General features: G+C 70.4%; 15 protein-coding genes and 1 tRNA gene. 9 read left to right on the top strand and 7 right to left on the bottom strand.

Annotated features, from left to right (window positions below; all coding sequences use genetic code 11):
- The first annotated feature begins 7 nt into the window (after positions 1 to 7).
- The 4 genes from efeB to ABT186_RS04780 all read left to right on the top strand — a co-directional run bounded on the left by efeB (position 8) and on the right by ABT186_RS04780 (position 5,195).
- Positions 8 to 1,462, top strand: coding sequence for an iron uptake transporter deferrochelatase/peroxidase subunit (gene efeB, locus ABT186_RS04795; RefSeq protein WP_351221217.1), 1,455 nt, complete (start codon positions 8 to 10; stop codon positions 1,460 to 1,462).
- A gap of 186 nt (positions 1,463 to 1,648) precedes the next feature.
- A complete protein-coding gene (gene pheA, locus ABT186_RS04790; protein WP_351221218.1) occupies positions 1,649 to 2,581 on the top strand; it encodes a prephenate dehydratase in 933 nt (310 codons plus the stop codon).
- Positions 2,582 to 3,102: 521 nt separating this feature from the next.
- Positions 3,103 to 4,380, top strand: coding sequence for a serine--tRNA ligase (serS, locus tag ABT186_RS04785; RefSeq protein WP_351221219.1), 1,278 nt, complete (start codon positions 3,103 to 3,105; stop codon positions 4,378 to 4,380).
- Entirely contained in the window at positions 4,377 to 5,195 is an 819-nt protein-coding gene (locus ABT186_RS04780; RefSeq protein WP_351221220.1) for an HAD family hydrolase, read from the top strand. Before serS ends, ABT186_RS04780 begins: the two co-directional genes overlap by 4 nt.
- A 38-nt stretch (positions 5,196 to 5,233) precedes the next feature.
- Here ABT186_RS04780 and ABT186_RS04775 read toward each other — a convergent pair.
- The 6 genes from ABT186_RS04775 to ABT186_RS04750 form a co-directional block, all read right to left on the bottom strand.
- Positions 5,234 to 5,321 (bottom strand) — tRNA-Ser (locus ABT186_RS04775).
- A 275-nt stretch (positions 5,322 to 5,596) separates the two neighbouring features.
- Positions 5,597 to 5,836, bottom strand: coding sequence for an SGM_3592 family protein (locus ABT186_RS04770; RefSeq protein WP_351221221.1), 240 nt, complete (start codon positions 5,834 to 5,836; stop codon positions 5,597 to 5,599).
- Between the two features lie 178 nt (positions 5,837 to 6,014).
- Entirely contained in the window at positions 6,015 to 6,734 is a 720-nt protein-coding gene (locus tag ABT186_RS04765) for an ABC transporter permease (protein WP_351221222.1), read from the bottom strand.
- A 10-nt stretch (positions 6,735 to 6,744) separates the two neighbouring features.
- Entirely contained in the window at positions 6,745 to 7,656 is a 912-nt protein-coding gene (locus tag ABT186_RS04760; protein WP_351221223.1) for an ABC transporter ATP-binding protein, read from the bottom strand.
- Positions 7,653 to 8,561 (bottom strand): ABC transporter permease, encoded by a 909-nt coding sequence (locus tag ABT186_RS04755; protein WP_351221224.1) that lies wholly within the window; start codon positions 8,559 to 8,561, stop codon positions 7,653 to 7,655. Before ABT186_RS04755 ends, ABT186_RS04760 begins: the two co-directional genes overlap by 4 nt.
- Positions 8,551 to 9,513, bottom strand: a complete 963-nt coding sequence (locus ABT186_RS04750; RefSeq protein WP_351221341.1) for an ABC transporter ATP-binding protein — start codon at positions 9,511 to 9,513, stop codon at positions 8,551 to 8,553. The genes ABT186_RS04755 and ABT186_RS04750 overlap by 11 nt, the downstream gene beginning before the upstream one ends.
- Before the next feature lie 302 nt (positions 9,514 to 9,815).
- Between ABT186_RS04750 and ABT186_RS04745 the strand changes: the two genes are divergently transcribed.
- The 5 genes from ABT186_RS04745 (at position 9,816) to ABT186_RS04725 (ending at position 15,240) form a co-directional block, all read left to right on the top strand.
- Positions 9,816 to 10,694, top strand: a complete 879-nt coding sequence (locus tag ABT186_RS04745; RefSeq protein WP_351923540.1) for a M24 family metallopeptidase — start codon at positions 9,816 to 9,818, stop codon at positions 10,692 to 10,694.
- On the top strand, positions 10,691 to 12,445 hold the full coding sequence (locus ABT186_RS04740; RefSeq protein ID WP_351923538.1) for an SDR family oxidoreductase: 1,755 nt from the start codon (positions 10,691 to 10,693) through the stop codon (positions 12,443 to 12,445). Before ABT186_RS04745 ends, ABT186_RS04740 begins: the two co-directional genes overlap by 4 nt.
- A gap of 289 nt (positions 12,446 to 12,734) precedes the next feature.
- Positions 12,735 to 13,295 (top strand): RNA 2'-phosphotransferase, encoded by a 561-nt coding sequence (locus ABT186_RS04735; RefSeq protein ID WP_351221227.1) that lies wholly within the window; start codon positions 12,735 to 12,737, stop codon positions 13,293 to 13,295.
- A gap of 77 nt (positions 13,296 to 13,372) precedes the next feature.
- Complete coding sequence (locus ABT186_RS04730) at positions 13,373 to 14,275, top strand: LLM class flavin-dependent oxidoreductase (RefSeq protein ID WP_351221228.1); 903 nt, start codon at positions 13,373 to 13,375, stop codon at positions 14,273 to 14,275.
- Positions 14,276 to 14,370: 95 nt separating this feature from the next.
- Positions 14,371 to 15,240: a Cof-type HAD-IIB family hydrolase gene (locus ABT186_RS04725; RefSeq protein ID WP_351221229.1), complete on the top strand. Its 870-nt coding sequence runs from the start codon at positions 14,371 to 14,373 to the stop codon at positions 15,238 to 15,240.
- Between the two features lie 49 nt (positions 15,241 to 15,289).
- On the opposite strand, the gene cydD is transcribed toward ABT186_RS04725, so the two are convergent.
- Positions 15,290 to 18,784 carry a thiol reductant ABC exporter subunit CydD gene (gene cydD / locus ABT186_RS04720; protein WP_351923536.1) on the bottom strand — a complete coding sequence of 1,165 codons (3,495 nt, stop codon included), beginning with the start codon at positions 18,782 to 18,784 and terminating at the stop codon, positions 15,290 to 15,292.
- Positions 18,785 to 18,840: the final 56 nt, after the last annotated feature.

Below are 18,840 nucleotides of genomic sequence, written 5' to 3'. Positions count from 1 at the left end.
CCACACCATGGCTGACCAGTCCACGCCGGAGGCGCCCGCAGAGGGCGTCCCTCCCCGGAAGAGCCAGGGCCGCCCGGCCGCGAAGGGCTCCCCCAGGAAGGCCGTTTCCGGCGGCGGCACCCCCAAGGGCGCCGATTCAGGCAACCGTGCCCCCAGGAGCGCCGGTCCCGGCAACGGAGCCTCCAAGATCACCGTCCCCGGCAACCGGGCCCCCAAGGACACGGATTCCGGCGATGCCTCCCCCGGAGGGGCGATCTCGCGGCGGCGCCTCCTCGGAACGGCCGGCGCCACCGGGCTCGCGCTGGGTGCGGCGGGCGGTGCCGCCGGATACGCCGCCGCGCCCTCCGAGAAGACCACGCCCCTGACCTCGCTCGGCGCGGACCGGGCGATGTTTCACGGGAAACATCAGCCCGGTATCACCGAGGCCCTCCAGGCCCGGGGCCATCTCGCCGCCTTCGACCTGGCGGCGGGCGCCGGCCGCAAGGAGGCCGCTGCCCTGCTGCGCCGCTGGTCGGTCACCGCCGAGCGGCTGATGGCGGGCCAGGCCGCCGCGCACGAGGACACCGACGTCGCCCGTGACGCCGGACCGTCGTCGCTGACGATCACCTTTGGCTTCGGAAACAGCTTCTTCTCCCGTACGGGGCTGGAGAAGCAGCGTCCGTCCGCCCTGGACCCGCTGCCCGACTTCTCCTCCGACCACCTCGACAAGTCCCGCAGCAACGGCGACCTGTGGGTGCAGATCGGCGCCGACGACGCACTCGTCGCCTTCCACGCCCTGCGCGCGATCCAGAAGGACACGGGCGGCGCGGCACGTCTGCGCTGGCAGATGAACGGCTTCAACCGCTCGCCGGGGGCCACCGCGCACCCCATGACCGCCCGCAACCTGATGGGCCAGATCGACGGCACGCGCAATCCGAAGCCGGCCGACGCCGACTTCGACCGGCGCATCTTCGTACCGGCCTCCGGCGACCCGGCGTGGATGGCGGGCGGCTCGTACGCCGTCGTACGCCGTATCCGCATGCTCCTCGACGACTGGGAGAAGCTCCCGGTCACGGCCCAGGAGCAGGTCATCGGACGCCGCAAGTCCAACGGGGCACCGCTCAGCGGCGGCGCCGAGACGACCGCGATGGACCTGGAGAAGACCGGCGCCGACGGCAATCCGGTCGTCCCCATGAACGCACACGCGCGCATCACCCGGCCCGACCAGAACGGAGGCGCGGCAATGCTCCGCCGCCCGTTCTCCTTCCACGACGGCTTCGACGCTGACGGGACCCCGGACGCGGGTCTGCTGTTCATCTGCTGGCAGGCGGATCCGCTGCGCGGCTTCGTCCCGGTGCAGCGCAAGCTCGACCGAGGGGACGCACTGTCGCAGTACATCCGCCACGAGGCGAGCGGACTGTTCGCGGTGCCGGGCGGTGCGGCGGAGGGGGAATATGTGGGGCAGCGGCTGCTGGAGGGGTGAGAGACGTACGGGCTCCCTGGTCGGGCCGCGGTTTCGACCGTCGCACGGACCCCTTGACCGGTCGCGGTTTCCACAGCCGTACGGCCCAAGGCCCGGCCGCGGTTTCCACAGCCGTACGGCCCCAAGGCCCGGCCGCGGTTTCCACAGGTGCGGGCCTTGTTCCGCCCGGCCTATTAGGGTGAGGTCATGCCAGCCAGCTATGCGTATCTCGGTCCCGAGGGCACCTTCACCGAGGTCGCCCTCCGTACGCTGCCCGAGGCCGCGACCCGTGAGCTCGTCCCCATGGTGTCGGTCCCGGCGGCACTCGACGCCGTCCGCAGCGGCGAAGCCGAGGCCGCCTTCGTACCGATCGAGAACTCGGTGGAGGGCGGCATCACGACCACGCTCGACGAGCTGGTCGCGGGCGAGCCGCTGATGATCTACCGAGAGGTGCTCCTCTCGATCACCTTCGCCCTGCTGGTCCGGCCCGGCACGAAACTCTCCGACATCAAGACGGTCACCGCGCACCCGGCCGCGCAGCCGCAGGTGCGCAACTGGCTGAAGGCGAACCTCCCGGACGCCGTCTGGGAGTCCGCCGCGTCGAACGCGGACGGCGCCCGCCTGGTCCAGGAGGGCCGTTACGACGCGGCGTTCGCGGGCGAGTTCGCCGCCGCGCGCTATGGCCTGGTGCCGCTGGAGACCGGCATCCACGACGCGGAGAACGCCCAGACGCGGTTCGTGCTGGTCGGGAAGCCCGCCCGGCCGGCGGCGCCGACCGGCGCGGACAAGACCTCCATCGTCCTGTGGCAGCGCGACGACCACCCCGGTGGGCTGCGCGATCTGCTGGGCGAGTTCGCCGTACGGGGCGTCAACCTGATGCTGCTGCAGTCACGCCCGACGGGAGCCGGCATCGGGAACTACTGCTTCTGCATCGACGCCGAGGGCCATATCTCCGACCGCCGGGTCGCCGAGGCGCTGATGGGGCTCAAGCGGATCTGCCTGCAGGTGCGGTTCCTCGGCTCGTACCCGCGCGCGGACATCAAGCCGGACGACGTCCTGGTCCCGCTGCCCGGGACGTCGGACGACGAGTTCATGACGGCCGCGGACTGGGTGGCGCGCTGCCAGGACGGCCGGTTCTAGGCGTCCGGTCCTACCTGCAGATTTTCGTTGTCCACAGAAGTTATCCACAGGTGGGCTTCTCGACCTGGGGACAAGTCGACAACATCACGTCGCAGAGTCGACAAGTCGCCCTACCGACCCCCCGTCCGTCCACCATCTCGTTCGGCACAGTTGTCCACCCGTTTCTCTCGATCAACTCTTGAGGGCGACCCTTTTCCACTCGAAAGTGCGGGTAACAGGGGTTTGATCCGGGAATTCTCTGCCCGGCACACGGCTTTCGGAATGATCACTTCCGAAGTCCACAGATCTTCCGCACAGCCTGTGGATAACTTCCCGGCGGCTGTGGATGCCTGTGGACAAGCGCGACCCAAAACCCGGTCTTCACAAGGAATTCAAGTCAACCTGGCGCCCACGCACCGACCCTCCCCGGGGATCAGTGCCCTATTTATTGACACACGACGTAATTGACCTGTGACCACCCATAAGCCACGGATCCAAATACAGAGTCGTGGGCGCGAACTCCGCACCGGTAGCCTTGAGGGGTGATTGACCTTCGCCTGCTCCGTGAGGACCCCGACCGTGTTCGCGCCTCCCAGCGCGCCCGTGGTGAGGACGTCGCGCTCGTCGACGCCCTCCTCTCCGCCGACGAGCGGCGCAGGTCGTCCGGCGTCCGCTTCGACGAGCTCCGTTCCGAGCAGAAGGCGCTCGGCAAGCTGATCCCCAAGGCCTCCGGTGACGAGAAGGCCGAGCTGCTGCAGAAGGCCGAGCAGCTGAAGGCCGACGTCAAGGCCGCCGACGCCGCGCAGCACGAGGCCGACGAGGAGACCAAGCGGCTCCTGCTTCAGCTCGGCAACCTGGTGCACCCCGACGTCCCGGTCGGCGGCGAGGAGGACTTCGTCGTCCTGGAGACGCACGGCACCATCCGTGACTTCGGCGCCGAGGGCTTCGAGCCCAAGGACCACCTGGAGCTCGGCGAGGCGCTCGGCGCGATCGACGTCGAGCGCGGCGCCAAGGTCTCCGGCTCGCGCTTCTACTACCTGACGGGCATCGGCGCACTGCTGGAGCTGGCGCTCGTCAACGCCGCGATGGCGCAGGCCGTGGAGGCCGGCTTCATCCCGATGCTGACGCCGGCGCTGGTCCGTCCGCGCGCCATGGAGGGCACGGGCTTCCTCGGCCAGGCCGCCGAGAACGTGTACCACCTGGAGAAGGACGACTTCTACCTGGTAGGCACCTCCGAGGTCCCGCTCGCCGCGTACCACATGGACGAGATCATCGAGGCGGAGAAGCTCCCGCTGCGCTACGCGGGCTTCTCGCCGTGCTTCCGCCGCGAGGCCGGCACCTACGGCAAGGACACACGGGGCATCTTCCGCGTGCACCAGTTCGACAAGGTCGAGATGTTCTCGTACGTCGACCCCGAGGACGCCGAGAACGAGCACAAGCGGCTCCTGGAGTGGGAGAAGGAGTGGCTGAACGCGCTTGAGCTGCCGTTCCAGGTCATCGACGTGGCAACGGGCGACCTGGGCGCGTCGGCGTCCCGTAAGTACGACTGCGAGGCGTGGATCCCGACCCAGGGCAAGTACCGCGAGCTGACGTCGACCTCCAACTGCGACGGTTTCCAGGCCCGCCGGCTGTCGGTCCGCATGCGGGACGGCAAGAAGGTGCAGCCGCTCGCGACGCTGAACGGCACGCTGTGCGCCGTGCCGCGCACGATCGTGGCGATCCTGGAGAACCACCAGCTGGCCGACGGCTCCGTGCGGGTGCCCGAGATCCTGCGCCCGTACCTGGGCGGCCGGGAGCTGCTGGAACCCGTGACCAAGTGAGCACGGCCGGATCTGGCGGATTCGCGTACAAACTGATCGCGACCGACCTCGACGGAACACTCCTGCGTTCCGACGAGACCGTCTCGGAGCGCACGCGTGAGGCGCTCGCCGCGGCCACCGCGGCGGGTGCCGCGCATATCGTCGTGACCGGGCGCTCGGTCCCGTGGACGCGCCCCATCCTCGACGGACTCGGCTACCGGGGCCTCGCGGTGTGCGGCCAGGGGGCACAGGTGTACGACGCGGGGAAGCACCGGCTGCTGACGTCGCTGACACTGGACCGGCAGATGGCGAGCCTTGCACTGGCGAAGATCGAGGCCGAGGTGGGCCCGCTGCTGCTGGCGGCCAGCCGGGACGGGCTGGACGGGGAGGTCCTGGTCGGCCCCGGCTATCGCGTCCATGACGGGCCCCTCCCGTACCAGCCGATCAGGGACGCGGCGGACCTGTGGTCGGCGCCGCTGAACAAGGTGTATCTCCAGCACCCGACGCTGAGCGACGACGAACTGGCCGAGGCGGCGCAGCAGGCCGTCGGCGGTCTGGTCGGGGTGACGATGGCGGGCGAAGGGATCGTGGAGATCCTCCCCCTGGGCCTGACCAAGGCGACGGGTCTGTCGTTGGCGGCCCGCCGCCTCGGCATGAAGGCCACGGACACCCTCGCCTTCGGCGACATGCCGAACGACGTCCCGATGTTCGCGTGGGCGGCCCACGGCGTGGCCATGGCCAATGCCCACGAGGACCTCAAGGCGGTCGCGGACGAGGTGACGCTGTCCAACGAGGAGGACGGCATCGCGGTGGTGCTGGAGCGGTTGCTGGGCTAGCCGGTGCGGCGCCGTGCACCGGATGGGGCCATGTCTCGCGGAGGATGCGCGGATCGAACGCGCGCGGGCTTTCCAGACCCGACCAAGGCTTAGCAAGCCTGTGCCTTACCACTCGGCCAATCCTCCGGGTGGGCGGCCCGCGCGAAACCAGTCGCGCGCTCGAAGCGGCCGCCCCGGGCAGCTCCCCGTACGGGCGGGCTCAACGGAGGGGTAACTACTCCGGAGCCCGCCGCGGGCTGCCCTGTCGGGAGCTCGGCGTACTGCCGTGCATGGACATCGCCCAGCTCCTCTCCCAGAACGTGGCGCCGGTTTGTCCGGCGTCGCGGGCACATCCACTCTGCCGGTCCGCCGAGTCGGGCGCCACCGAATAAATCCCCCTGGCCGCGCGGCGCGGACGACCGCTACCGGCGCCGCCACCTGCGTCGGCGCGCCTTGCTGAAGAACCAGCCGGCGGGCGGCTCGTCGGAGCGCCACGGCTGGGGGCCGGGCGCTTCGTTGCGCCAGCGCGCCGCCAGCATCCGGGCGCGCGCGGACGGCTCCGTGGTCGAGGCGGACCGTATGAAGTCCTCGTCGAACACGACACCGTCCCAGGTGTCCCCGGCCTCGCCGGGCCCGTCACCCTGTGGTGCCTGCGCTGCCATCCCCGGTCCTTTCCGCTGTGCGTCCCCTTTGCCCAGTGTGCCCAGGCAGATGTGAAGTCGCTGTCAAAAATGCCTTCGAAAAAAGCAAGAAGAGGAGCGGGAACGGACCCCACGCGCGCGTGCGCTTCCCCGTGGTGCACGCGCGCGCGTGGGGCCGGTCAGCGCCCCGCAGGGACGGTCACTCCTCGCCCGCCAGGGTCAGCGACCGCAGCTTCTGTCCCGCGTACCAGGTGGCGGCCACGGTCACCACGATCAGCAGCACCGTCGCGGTGGGCAGCTTCACGTCCGAGGTGACCAGAGAGCTGTCGGAGACCTTGTGGGCCACGGCGAGCGCCCACTGCTGGACGCTGAGCGTGCGCGCCCCGGAGACCAGCGAGCCGAACAGTGCCTCCCAGACCAGCGCGTACACCAGTCCGAAGACCACCGCGTGCCGACTCACCGTGCCGAGCAGCAGGAAGAGTGCGGCGTACGCGATGGAGGCGACCAGCGCCGCCACGGTGTACGCGACCGCGATCTGCTGACCGTTGCCGTTGAGGATCATGCCCGCGATGAACGTCGGCAGCGCGGAGAACGCCATGGTGACGGCGATCGCCACGATGAGCTTGGTGAAGATGATCGTGGGCCGCTTCACCGGCTTGGCCAGCAGATACACCACCGAGCCGTCGTCGATCTCGGGTCCGATCGCTCCGGTGCCGGCGATGACGCCGATGATCGGCACCATCGTGGCGAGCGCGAACCCGCCGAGGACGTCGTGGGCGACCTGGTCGTCGGGGCCGGTCAGCGCCCGGACGACCGCGGAGATCACGATCAGCAGAACGGGCAGCGCGCCGAGGATGAGGGCCCGGCGGCGGCCGAGCAGGCCCCGGTAGGTGAGCCGGGCGACTGTGGGGTCGTACATCTTCGGCCTCCTACGCCGCGACCAGATACGAGAAGACGGACTCGAGGGACTCGTCGGACGGCGAGACCGTGAGCAGCCGGATGCCGTGCTCGCGCGCGACCTTCGGCAGCAGGGCCGTGAAACGGCCGAAGTCGACCGCCTGGATGCGCAGGGCGCCCTCCGTGAGGTCCACCTCGATGCCCGAGGTCGACGGGTCCGCGATCAGTGCGGCCGCGAGCGTCCGGTCGTCGCTGGAGCGCACCAGGTAGCGGTGCGGGCGGTCGGTCATCAGACGGCGGATCTTGCGGAAGTCACCGCTCGCCGCGTGCCGTCCTGCGACGATCACCTCGATGTGCGCGGCCAGTTGTTCGACCTCTTCGAGGATGTGGGACGAGAACAGCACCGTGCGGCCCTCGGCGCCCATGCGCCGCAGCAGGTCCATCAACTGCATGCGCTGGCGCGGGTCCATGCCGTTGAACGGTTCGTCGAGCAGCAGCAGGGACGGGTCGTGCACCAGGGCGGACGCCATCTTGACGCGCTGGCGCATGCCCTTGGAGTACGTGGAGATCTTCCGGTCCTGTGCGTACTCCATCTCGACCGTGGCGAGGGCTCGTTGGGCCGCCTTCGCCCCCAGTCCGTGCAACTCGGCGTTGGCGACGACGAATTCGCGGCCCGTGAGGAAGTCGTACATCGCCTCCCGCTCGGGGACGATGCCGATGTGCTTGTAGATCTCCTCGTTGCGCCACACGGGCTGTCCGTCGAGGGTGACGGTGCCGGTGGAGGGGGCGAGGAAGCCGCCCATCATGTTGATCAGAGTGGACTTACCGGCGCCGTTCGGGCCCAGCAGACCGGTGACGCCTGGGCCGATGGTCATCGTGATGTCGTTGACGGCGACCACGTTGCCGAACCAGCGTGAGGCGTGGTCGATGGAGAGGGTCGTCACAGTCCGGCCTTTCGGTAGCGGCGCAACAGCAGACCGTAGCTGCCCGCGATGAGTCCCAGGACGACGAGGAGGAAGACGACTCCCTGGGCGGACGAGGGCCCGTGTCCTCCGGGGTAGGAGGAGGACGCACCGAGGAAGGCGGTCTGTACGCCGTCGATGAGAGTGACGGGCGAGAACAGTCCCATCCAGGCGACGACGCTCGAGTCGCCCGAGTGCACGTCGGCGATGGCCTGGATCGTGGAGACCGCGCCGTACGAGATGGTCAGGACGGCGATGACGGCCGCGATGCCGAAACCGCGCCGGGGCGTGGCCGCCGCGATGACCAGGCTGATTCCGGAGAACAGCAGCGAGAGCAGGGCCACGGCGACCAGTGCCTCGGCGAATCCCTTCGTCTGGTGCCCGAAGTCCAGCTTGGCGAGCAGGGCGCCGACGTAGAGGACGAGCAGGGGCGCGGCCGTCAGGATGAACATCGCCGAGGCCAGGGCCGCGTACTTGGCGCGGACGTAGTCGGCGGTCTCGATGGGGCGCGAGAAGTACAGCGGCACGGTCTTGAAGCGCAGGTCGCGCGAGACCGACTGGGGCGCCTGGGAGGCGACGTACAGACCGATGAGGGCCTGCATGATGATCGCGTACCGCGTGTACTCGATGGGAAGGTCCTTCGCCTTGGTGGCGACCGCGACCGCCACCATGATCAGCGCGGGCGCGCACATCACCACGAACAGCAGCATCGGCAGCACCTTGGACTTCACCGAGCGGCCGAGGCCGTAGGCGCCGCGCAGGGACTGCGAGTACAGCGAGCGGCGGGCGTAGGCGCGGCCCAGCCGCGGGCCGTCGTACGCGCGGTAGCCGATGTTGTGGATCCGGGTCTGCTCGGCCTCACGGGCCGTGGGCTGCTCAACCGCCATGGCCGACCGCCTCCTTCCGCTGCTCGTCGCTCTCCTTGAAGACCTCCGCGATGTGGTGCCTGCGCTGCTCCATGCGGACCAGACCGAGGCCCAGGTCGGCGACGACGTCCCGGACGAGGTCGTACGTCTGCTCACCTTCCGCGGTCAGCAGCAGGATGTGCCCGGCGCCGGGCAGCCCGCTGCCGTCGTGTGTGTTCACCCCGCGCGCGTGGAGCGCGTCGCGCACCGCGCGGGTGCCGTCCGGGTGCTCGTCGGTGTCGGTGACCTCGATCGCAAGGGTCGTGGTGGTCTGGGTGAAGTCCCGGGTGGAGCTGGAGCGCAGGAGCTTGCCGCCGTCGATGACCACGACGTGGTCGCAGGTGCGCTCCAGTTCGCCCAGCAGATGGGAGGTCACCAGGACGGAGATGCCGAAGTCCGTGTAGACGCGGCGGATCAGGCCGAGCATCTCGTCGCGGCCGACCGGGTCGAGGCCGTTGGTCGGCTCGTCCAGGAAGACCAGTTGCGGGTCGTGGACCAGGGCCTGGGCGAGCTTCACGCGCTGCTTCATGCCGGTCGAGTAGCCGCCGATGGGGCGGTAGCGCTCCTCGTACAGACCGACGTGGCGCAGGGTGTCCGCGGTGCGCTCACGGGCGGCCGCCGGAGGCAGACCGGACATGCGCGCCATGTGGACCACGAACTCGGTGGCCGACACATCGGGCGGCAGGCAGTCGTGCTCCGGCATGTAACCGACGCGCTCGCGGATGGCGCCGCCCTTGGTGGCGACATCGAGGCCGAGCACCTCGGCGCGGCCCTCGGTGGCGGGGGACAGACCCAGCAGGATCTTGATCAGTGTGGACTTGCCGGCTCCGTTGGCACCGACGAGCCCCGTCACACCGGGTCCGACGTCCACGGAGAGCCGGTCAAGCGCGGTCACCCTCGGGAACCGCTTGCTCAGGCTTTCGGTCGCGATCACAGTCACGTCATCGACGGTAGTGACGCAGACCACTGCCGTCGTCAGACCGCAGAGCTGTCTATGGGTCAGACTCCAGTCGTACGGGCCCGTAGGGGTCACCCTGAAGTCGAACAACCGCGCTGTGACGCGAGCCGGTTTGTCCACATTGCTGCGGTTATTCACATAGCTGCAGTTGTCCACATCACTGCAGTTGTCCACAGGCTGCACAGCCGTCTATTGACGAGGCGTCTAACAGCTGCCACATTCACCGGTGTCAAGTTACGGACACGTACTGCAGTCTCGGTGGACGGTGGGGCGGTGGCATGACAACGGCGGTGACGCGTGAACTCTCCACTGAACTACGGGGATTCAGAGCGGTGCAGCGACTCGCGTACGAGTGCGCGGAGGCGGTCGCAGCGCAGCTGAAACCGGGTGTGACCGAGCGCGAGGCGGCGCGGATGCAGCGTGTGTGGCTGCGCGAGCGCGGCGTGCGGGACTGGTTCCACCTTCCCTTCGCATGGTTCGGGGACCGCACGGCGTTCGTGAAGTTCCGGATCCCGCTGCAGTTCTTCCCCACCGACCGCAGGCTGGAGCCGGGGATGCCGTTCATCCTGGACCTCGCTCCGGTCCACGGTGGCTTCACGGCGGACATCGGGTACTCGGGATCGCTCGGGACCAACCCCCTGCAGGACAGACTCATCGCCGACCTGGAGGCCCACCGTGAGCTGATCCTGCGCGAGGTGCGCGAGCGGCGCCCGCTGCTCGAGATCTACGAGGACGTGGACCGGCTCATGGTCCGCCAGGGGTACGCCAACCGGCACCGTGCCCATCCCTTCGGCGTGATCGCGCACAAGGTCGACCGGGTGAAGGAGCGCCGCTGGTCACCCTGTCTGTTCGGGTTCGGCGCCCAGTCCCTGAAGGGACTGGCGGGCGACGCACCGCATGGGCACCGCGAGGGCTGGTCGCCGCTGTGGTCGCCGTACCGCTTCTCCGACCACCCTCCCCGTCCCGGCCTGTGGGCGGTCGAACCGCACCTCGGATTCCGGGGCACGGGCGCGAAGTTCGAGGAGATCCTGGTCGTCACCGACTCCAAGGACCCCGAGCAGAGCGCCTTCTGGCTGGACGACGATCTGCCATGGAGGTCCCCCCGCGCGAGCGCATGCGAGCGTAGGGGAGTGCGGCGCTGGGCGGAGGACAGGTGACTCTCGGAGGAGTGCGTGAGCGCTGGGTGCGGGCAGGCGGAATCGAGCTGTGCGTGGCCGAGTCGGGAGATCCGGGGCAGCCCACGGTGGTGCTCGTGCACGGCTATCCGGACAGCAAGGAGGTCTGGTCGGAGGTGGCCGTCCGCCTCGCCGACCGCTTCCACGTCGTGCTGTACGACGTCCGCGGCCACGGCCGGTCGACCGCGCCGAAGCCGCTGCGCGGCGGCTTCACGCTGGAGAAGCTGACGGACGACTTCCTTGCGGTCGCGGACGCGGTCAGCCCGGACCGGCCCGTGCACCTGGTGGGGCACGACTGGGGCTCGGTGCAGTCCTGGGAGTTCGTCACCGTCCGGCGCACCGAGGGCCGGATCGCGTCCTTCACGTCGATGTCCGGACCGTCCCTGGACCACTTCGGGCAGTGGATCAAGCAGCGGATACGCAGGCCGACCCCGCGCCGGGTGGGCCAGCTGCTGGGTCAGGGCGCCAAGTCCTGGTACGTGTACCTGCTGCACACCCCGGCGCTGCCGGAACTGGCCTGGCGCGGCCCGCTCGGCCGGCGCTGGCCCCGGATCCTCGAGCGCGTCGAGAAGGTGCCCGGTGGTGACTACCCGACCCGTTCGCTGCCCACGGACGCGGCCCACGGCGCCTGGCTGTACCGCGACAACGTACGGTCACGGCTGAGCCGCCCGCGCACCGACGCGTACGCGCACGCCCCCGTGCAGCTCATCACGCCCCTGGGGGACGCGTTCCTGTCGGAGCGGCTCTACGACGAGCTGGAGCAGTGGGTCCCGCGGCTGACCCGCCGCACATTGCCCGCCAAGCACTGGATCCCGCGCACCCGGCCCGATCAACTGGCCGCCTGGATCACGGAGTTCGTGACCGCTGTCGAAGACGGGCGGACGGCGCAGGCGGCGAGCGGGCGGTACGCGGACCGTTTCGGCGGGCAGCTCGTCCTGGTCACCGGCGCGGGCAGCGGCATCGGGCGGGCCACGGCGTTCGCGTTCGCCGAGGCCGGGGCGCGCGTGGTCGCCGTCGACCGGGACGCGCAGGGCGCGGAGCGCACGGCCGAGCTGGCCCGGCTGATCGGTGCCCCGGAGGCCTGGGGCGAGACGGCCGACGTCTCCGACGAGCAGGGCATGGAGAAGCTCGCCGAGAAGGTCGCCACCGAATACGGCGTGGTGGACGTGCTGGTGAACAACGCGGGGATCGGCCTGTCCGGCTCCTTCTTCGACACGACCACCGAGGACTGGCGCAGGGTCCTGGACGTCAACCTGTGGGGCGTCATTCACGGCTGCCGGCTGTTCGGGAAGCAGATGGCCGAGCGCGGACAGGGCGGCCACATCGTCAACACCGCGTCCGCGGCGGCATATCAGCCCTCGAAGGCGCTGCCCGCCTACAGCACCTCCAAGGCGGCGGTCCTGATGCTCAGCGAGTGCCTGCGGGCCGAACTGGCCGGGCAGGGAATCGGGGTGTCGGCGATCTGCCCCGGCTTCGTCAACACGAACATCACCTCGACCGCGCGCTTCACCGGAGTTGACGCCGAGGAGGAGAGGCGAAGGCAGAAGAAGACCGCGCGGTTGTACGGGCTGCGGGGATACCCGCCGGAAAAGGTCGCGGACGCGATTCTGCGGGCCGTCGTGCACAACCAGGCCGTCGTCCCGGTGACCCCCGAGGCCCGCGGCTCACACCTGATGTCCCGCTTCGCACCTGGGGTGTTGCGGGCGATCGCACGGTTGGATCCGCCACTGTGACTGTTCACAAAGGGAATTGGTCAATCCGGTCTGGCAGAAGACTGGTTGGCAGTGGGCACGCTCTCCTCGCCCATCGCCTCGGCCACCGAACTGAACTCCTTGACCCGCCCATTGAGGGCACTTACCGCATATGACTTGAAAACACTCATAGTTCCCGAACCCCTTGCGATGACAGAGGAGTTGTCCACAGAGTCTTCAATTAGCTTGTGGATAACTGGACTTGGTTGTGGATCAAACATCGGGACCAAAATCATGTGCGTGATCCGCGTCTCTCCCGCACGCTGGAGACATGACAGAAGGGAACGACGAGAGACGCACCGTGAAGGTGTCGAAGTACCTCTCGAAACACCTGCGGCACCAGCCGGAGCGGATCGGGCTCACGCTCGACGAGGGCGGCTGGGTCGAGATCGACACGCTGCTCGCGGCGACGGCCGCGCACGGCTTCCGCATCACGCGCGACGAGCTGGACCACGTGGTCGCCACCAACGACAAGAAGCGCTTCGCGATCGAGGGCACCCGGATCCGCGCCAGCCAGGGCCACAGCATCGAGGTCGACCTCGGCCTGGCCCCCGCGACCCCGCCCGCCCACCTCTACCACGGGACCGTGGCGCGCTACCTGGACACGATCCGCGCGGAGGGCCTCAGGCCCATGAACCGGCACGACGTGCACCTTTCGCCGGACCGTGAGACCGCCACCCGCGTCGGCGCCCGCCGCGGCCGTCCGGTCGTCCTGGCCGTGGACGCCGGCGCCATGCACCGCGACGGCCACGTCTTCCACGTCAGCGAGAACGGGGTATGGCTCACCAAGGCCGTACCGCCGCAGTACCTGCGTTTTCCGGCGCCAAAGTAACGTCTCGCCTGTGATTTCCCGGCCGACGGGCCAGCCCCGCGGCCCGACCACCCCGTACCTCCGCTTACGCTCGACGCATGAGTCTGCGTCTGAGCACCGTGATCCTGCCGTACGTCCGCTGGCACGAGGGCGGGCGTTCCGCATGGCAGCGTGCGGAGCAGCTCGGCTTCCACACCGCGTTCACCTACGACCACCTGTCGTGGCGGTCCTTCCGCGACGGCCCGTGGTTCGGCGCCGTGCCGACGCTGACGGCCGCGGCCGCCGTCACCGACCGGCTTCGCCTCGGCACCCTGGTGACCTCGCCGAACTTCCGGCACCCGGTCACCCTCGCCAAGGAGCTGATCTCCCTCGACGACATCTCCGGCGGGCGCATCACGCTGGGCATCGGCGCGGGCGGCACCGGCTTCGACGCCACCGCGCTCGGCCAGGAGCCCTGGACGCCCCGGGAGCGTGCCGACCGGTTCGGCGAGTTCGTCCCGCTGCTCGACCGGCTGCTCACCGAGGACGCCGTCTCCTACGAGGGCAACTACTACTCCGCGCACGAGGCGCGCAACATCCCGGGCTGCGTCCAGCGCCCCCGGCTGCCCTTCGCGGTGGCCGCGACCGGGCCGCGCGGCCTGAAGCTCGCCGCCCGGTACGGCCAGGCGTGGGTGACGACCGGGGACCCGAAGCTGTACGAGACCGGCACCCCGGAGCAGTCGGTGCAGGCACTGCGCACGCAGACCGAGAAGCTTGCCGACGCGTGCGCCGCCGACGGCCGCGACGTGACGGAACTCGACAAGATCCTGCTCACCGGTTTCACCCCGGACCGAGGCCGCCCGCTGGAGTCCCTCGACGCGTTCGTCGACTTCGCGGGCCGGCACGCCGAGCTGGGCTTCACCGACATCGTGATCCACTGGCCCATCCCCGACTCCGACTTCGCGGCGGACGTGAAGGTCTTCGAGCAGATCGCCATGGAGGCCCCGGCACAGCTGGCCTGAACATGACGGGACGTGACGGTGCTGGTGAGGAGCGTCACCACTCACCTGTGTGGATGCCCGCACGGCCGTGCGGGCATATGCGCGAGAATACGCCCGTGACCTCAGCGACCAGACAGCCCGAGACCCCCGCTTCCACCGTCCCTCCCCGGCTGATCGCGACCGATCTCGACGGCACCCTCCTGCGCGACGACAAGTCGGTCTCCGAGCGCACGATCGCGGCACTGGCCGCCGCCGAGGACGCCGGCATCGAGGTGTTCTTCGTCACGGGCCGCCCGGCCCGCTGGATGGATATCGTCAGCGACCACGTCCACGGTCACGGGCTGGCGATCTGCGGCAACGGCGCGGCCGTGGTCGACCTGCACGGCGGCCCCGGCACCCACCGCTTCGTCAAGGTCCGGGAACTGGCCCGGGAGAACGCCCTCGACGCGGTACGGCTGCTGAGGGAAGCCGTGCCCGGGACGTTGTACGCCATCGAGCAGACGTACGGCTTCTACCAGGAGCCGGCGTACCCGAAGCTGCACATGGAGATCCCGGACCTCCTCGCGCCCGCCGAGAAGCTGCTGGCACCGGACGCCCCCGGTGCCCGCGAGCCGGTGCTCAAGATCCTCGCGTACCACCCGGAGCAGGACCCGGACGCCTTCCTCACCCTGGCCCGCCTCGCCGTCGGCGACCGGGCCGACATCACCAGGTCCAGCCCCAGCGCACTGCTGGAGATCAGCGGGCCCGGGGTCTCCAAGGCGAGCACCCTGGCGCTGTGCTGCGCCGAGCGCGGCATCTCCCCCGAGGAGGTCATCGCCTTCGGCGACATGCCGAACGACGTGGAGATGCTCTCCTGGGCGGGCCAGTCGTACGCGATGGGCAACGCGCACCCCGATGTGATGGCCGCGGCATCCGGGCGGACGGTCGCCAACAACGAGGACGGGGTGGCCGTGGTGATCGAGCGGATCCTCGCCGAACGGTTGTAGGTCTCCGCCAGGGCCGCTCGGCAAGGGGAGAGGCAGGGAGAGGGACCCCTTACCGAGCCGTCAGCAGTTCGCCCTCGGCCTCCCGCTCCGCCATCGCCCGCAACGGCCCCTCCACCGCTGCCAGCGCCGCGTACGCACCGCGCTGGACCACCCGCCCCTCTGCGAGCACGATCACCTCGTCGACCGCATCGAGACCGGCCAGCCGGTGGGTGATCAGCAACGTCGTACGGCCCTCGGTGGCGGCCAGCAGATCCGCCGTGAGCGCGTCCGCCGTCGGCAGGTCGAGGTGTTCCGCGGGCTCGTCGAGGACGAGGACCGGGAAGTCGGCGAGCAGGGCGCGGGCCAGCGCGAGCCGCTGCCGCTGGCCACCGGACAACCGCGCGCCGTGCTCGCCGATCAGTGTGTCCAGACCGTCGGGCAGCCCGTCGACCCAGTCGAGGAGCCGCGCCCGCGCGAGCGCGTCGCGCAGTTCCCCCTCGCTCGCGTTCTTCCGCGCGAGCAGCAGGTTCTCCCGGACCGAGCTGTCGAAGAGGTGCGCATCCTGCGCACACAGCCCGACCAGGCGCCGTACGTCGTCGCCGTCGAGCGCGTAGGCGTCCGTGCCGCCCAGCGTGTACGAGCCGGAGCTCGCGTCCAGGAATCGCAGCAGCACCTGCGCAAGGGTCGTCTTGCCCGCTCCGGAGGCGCCCACCACGGCGAGCCTGCGGCCCTGTTCGAGGGTGAGGCCGAGCCCGGCGAGCGCGTCCCGGTGCTGCCCCTCGTGACGGGCGGTCAGCCCTTCAAGGACGAGCGGGAACGGCGACGCGGGCACGGGCTGCGGCCGCTCCGGTTCCCGTACGGGCTCGGGGGCGTCCAGGACCTCGTACACGCGCTCGGCGCTCCTGCGCACCCGCTGGCGGTGCTGTACGGCGAGCGGCAGCCCCAGGACCGCCTCGAACGCGGCCAGCGGGGTGAGAACGACCACGGCCATGGCCACGCCGCCGAGCCGCCCGTCGACGACGGCCTGCGCGCCCACGAGTGCGGTGGCCGCGACGGTCAGCCCGGTGACGAGCGCGGTGAGCCCGTCACCGAGCGCGGTGGCAGTGGCGGCGCGGGACGCGATGCGGGTGAGCGTGCCGTCGGCCCGGCGCGCCTCGGCGCTCCGGGCGGGCAGCGCACCGGCGACGGTCAGCTCGGCCGTCCCGGTGAGCAGATCGGTCACCCGGGTCGCCAGCAGACCCCGGGCAGGTGCCAGCCTACGCTCCGCGCGGCGCGCCACGGCACCGGTCACCAGCGGTACGCCGACACCGGCCGCCAGCAGCCCGACGGCGAGGGCGGCGCCTGCCTCGGGCAGCAGCCAGGCGGTGAAGCCCACGGAACCGGCTGACACGACCAGCGCGGCGCCCACGGGCAGCAGCCAGCGCAACCAGTAGTCCTGCAGCGTGTCCACATCGGCGACCAGCCGCGACAGCAGGTCGCCGCGCCGGGTCGTACGCAGCCCGGCCGGTGCAAGCCGCTCCAGGCGCCGGTAGACGGCGACCCGGGTGTCGGCCAGCATCCGCAGCACGGCGTCGTGCGACACCAGCCGCTCCGCGTACCGGAACACGGCCCGCCCGATTCCGAACGCCCGCGTGGCCGTCACGGCGACCATGAGATACAGCACCGGCGGCTGCTGGGAGGCCCGGGAGATCAGCCACCCGGAGGTGGCCATCAGCCCGACGGCGCTGCCGAGCGCGAAACTGCCGAGCAGCATCGCGAGGGAGAGCCGCCCACGGCGGGGGCCGGCCATGGCACGGACACGGGTGAGCACGCCACCGCGCCTCTCCGGGGCGAGGGAGGACGGCCCGTCGACGTGTGCCGGTGTCACCTCCCGCGTCTCGCTGCGGGGCTGCGGAACGGCTCCGCCGGGCACCGCACTGCTCACCGTGGCGTGCTGCTCACCGTCCAGCCGCACCACCCGGTCCGCCACCCCGAGCAACGCAGGCCGGTGCACGACCAGCAGCACCGTCCGTCCGACGGCCAGCCGGCGCACCGCCTCCACTACCTCCGCCTCGGTCGCCCCGTCGAGGGAGGCGGTCGGCTCGTCGAGCAGCAGCACTGGCCGGTCGGCGAGGAAGGCCCGCGCCAGGGCGAGCCGTTGTCGCTGACCGGCGGAGAGCCCTGCCCCGTCCTCGCCGAGCACGGTGGCGGCCCCGGCGGGCAGCGCGTCCACGAACTCCAGCGCCCCGGCGTCGGCCAGCGCCCGGTGTACGGCCTTGTCGTCCGCGTCCGGCCGCGCCAGCCGTACGTTCTCGGCGATGGTGCCTGCGTACAGATGGGGTCGCTGCGGTACCCAGGCGATCCGCGAGCGCCACTCCTCCAGATCGGCCGAGCCGAGATCGACTCCCCCGACGCGTACAGACCCCTCGCTGGGCGCGACGAACCCGAGCAGCACGTTCAGCAGCGTCGACTTCCCTGCGCCGCTGGGACCGACGAGAGCGACCGTCTCACCGGGTTCGACGGTGAGCGACGCTTCCGACACCGCGTCGGACGACCGCCCGGGGTACCGCACGGTCACGCCCTCGAAGGCGATCACCCCGTCCGGGACGCGCCGCGTACCGGGGGCCGGCACCGGCGTCTGGAGCACCGCGAAGATCTCCTCGGCCGCAGAGAGCCCTTCCGCCGCCGCGTGGTACTGCGCGCCCACCTGCCGCAGCGGCAGATACGCCTCCGGTGCGAGTACGAGGATGACCAGCCCGATGTACAGGTCCATGTCGCCGTGGACGAGCCGCATGCCGATCGTCACCGCGACGAGCGCGACCGAGATCGTGGCCAGCAGCTCCAGCGCGAAGGACGAAAGGAACGCGATCCGCAGCGTCCGCATGGTCGCCTGCCGGTACTCACCGGTGATCCTCTTGATGGACTCGGCCTGCGCCTTGGCCCGGCCGAACACCTTGAGCGTCGGCAACCCGGCAACGACGTCCAGGAAGTGACCGGACAGCCGGGACAGCAGCCGCCACTGGCGGTCCATCTGGGACCGTGTGGCCCAGCCGATCAGGATCATGAACAGCGGGATCAGCGGCAGTGTGCCGACGATGATCGCCGCCGAGACCCAGTCCTCGGTGACGATCCGTGCGAGCACCGCCACCGGCACGACGACCGCCAGGCCCAGCTGCGGCAGATAGCGCGAGAAGTAGTCGTCGAGGGCATCCACGCCCCGTGTGGCCAGGGCAACCAGTGACCCGGTCCGCTGCCCGCTCAGCCACCCGGGACCCAGGGCTCCCGCCCGTTCCAGCAAGCGCCCCCGCAGCTCCGACTTCACTGCGGCGCTCGCCCGGTGAGCGGCGAGTTCGGTGAGCCATGAGACCAGCGCCCGGCCGACCGCCACGGCCACGAGAAGCAACAGAGGCGTGCGCAGCTCGGCGACCGAGTAGTGGTGCTGGAAGGCGCCCACCACCACCTCGGCGATCAGCATCGCCTGGGCGATGACCAGTGCCGCTCCGACGGCGCCCAGACCGATGACCGCCACGAGGAAGAGGCGGGTGGCGCGGGCGTACCGGAGGAGACGTGGATCGATCGGTTTCACGTGAAACAGGCCCTTCGGTCCGGGGAGGGGTGTTTCACGTGAAACACCCCTCCCCA

Origin of the sequence: Streptomyces sp. NPDC001634 (assembly GCF_040298185.1) — a bacterium.
In the GTDB taxonomy this organism is placed as follows: Bacteria; Actinomycetota; Actinomycetes; order Streptomycetales; family Streptomycetaceae; genus Streptomyces.
This window is presented reverse-complemented; position numbering and strand designations above follow the sequence as displayed.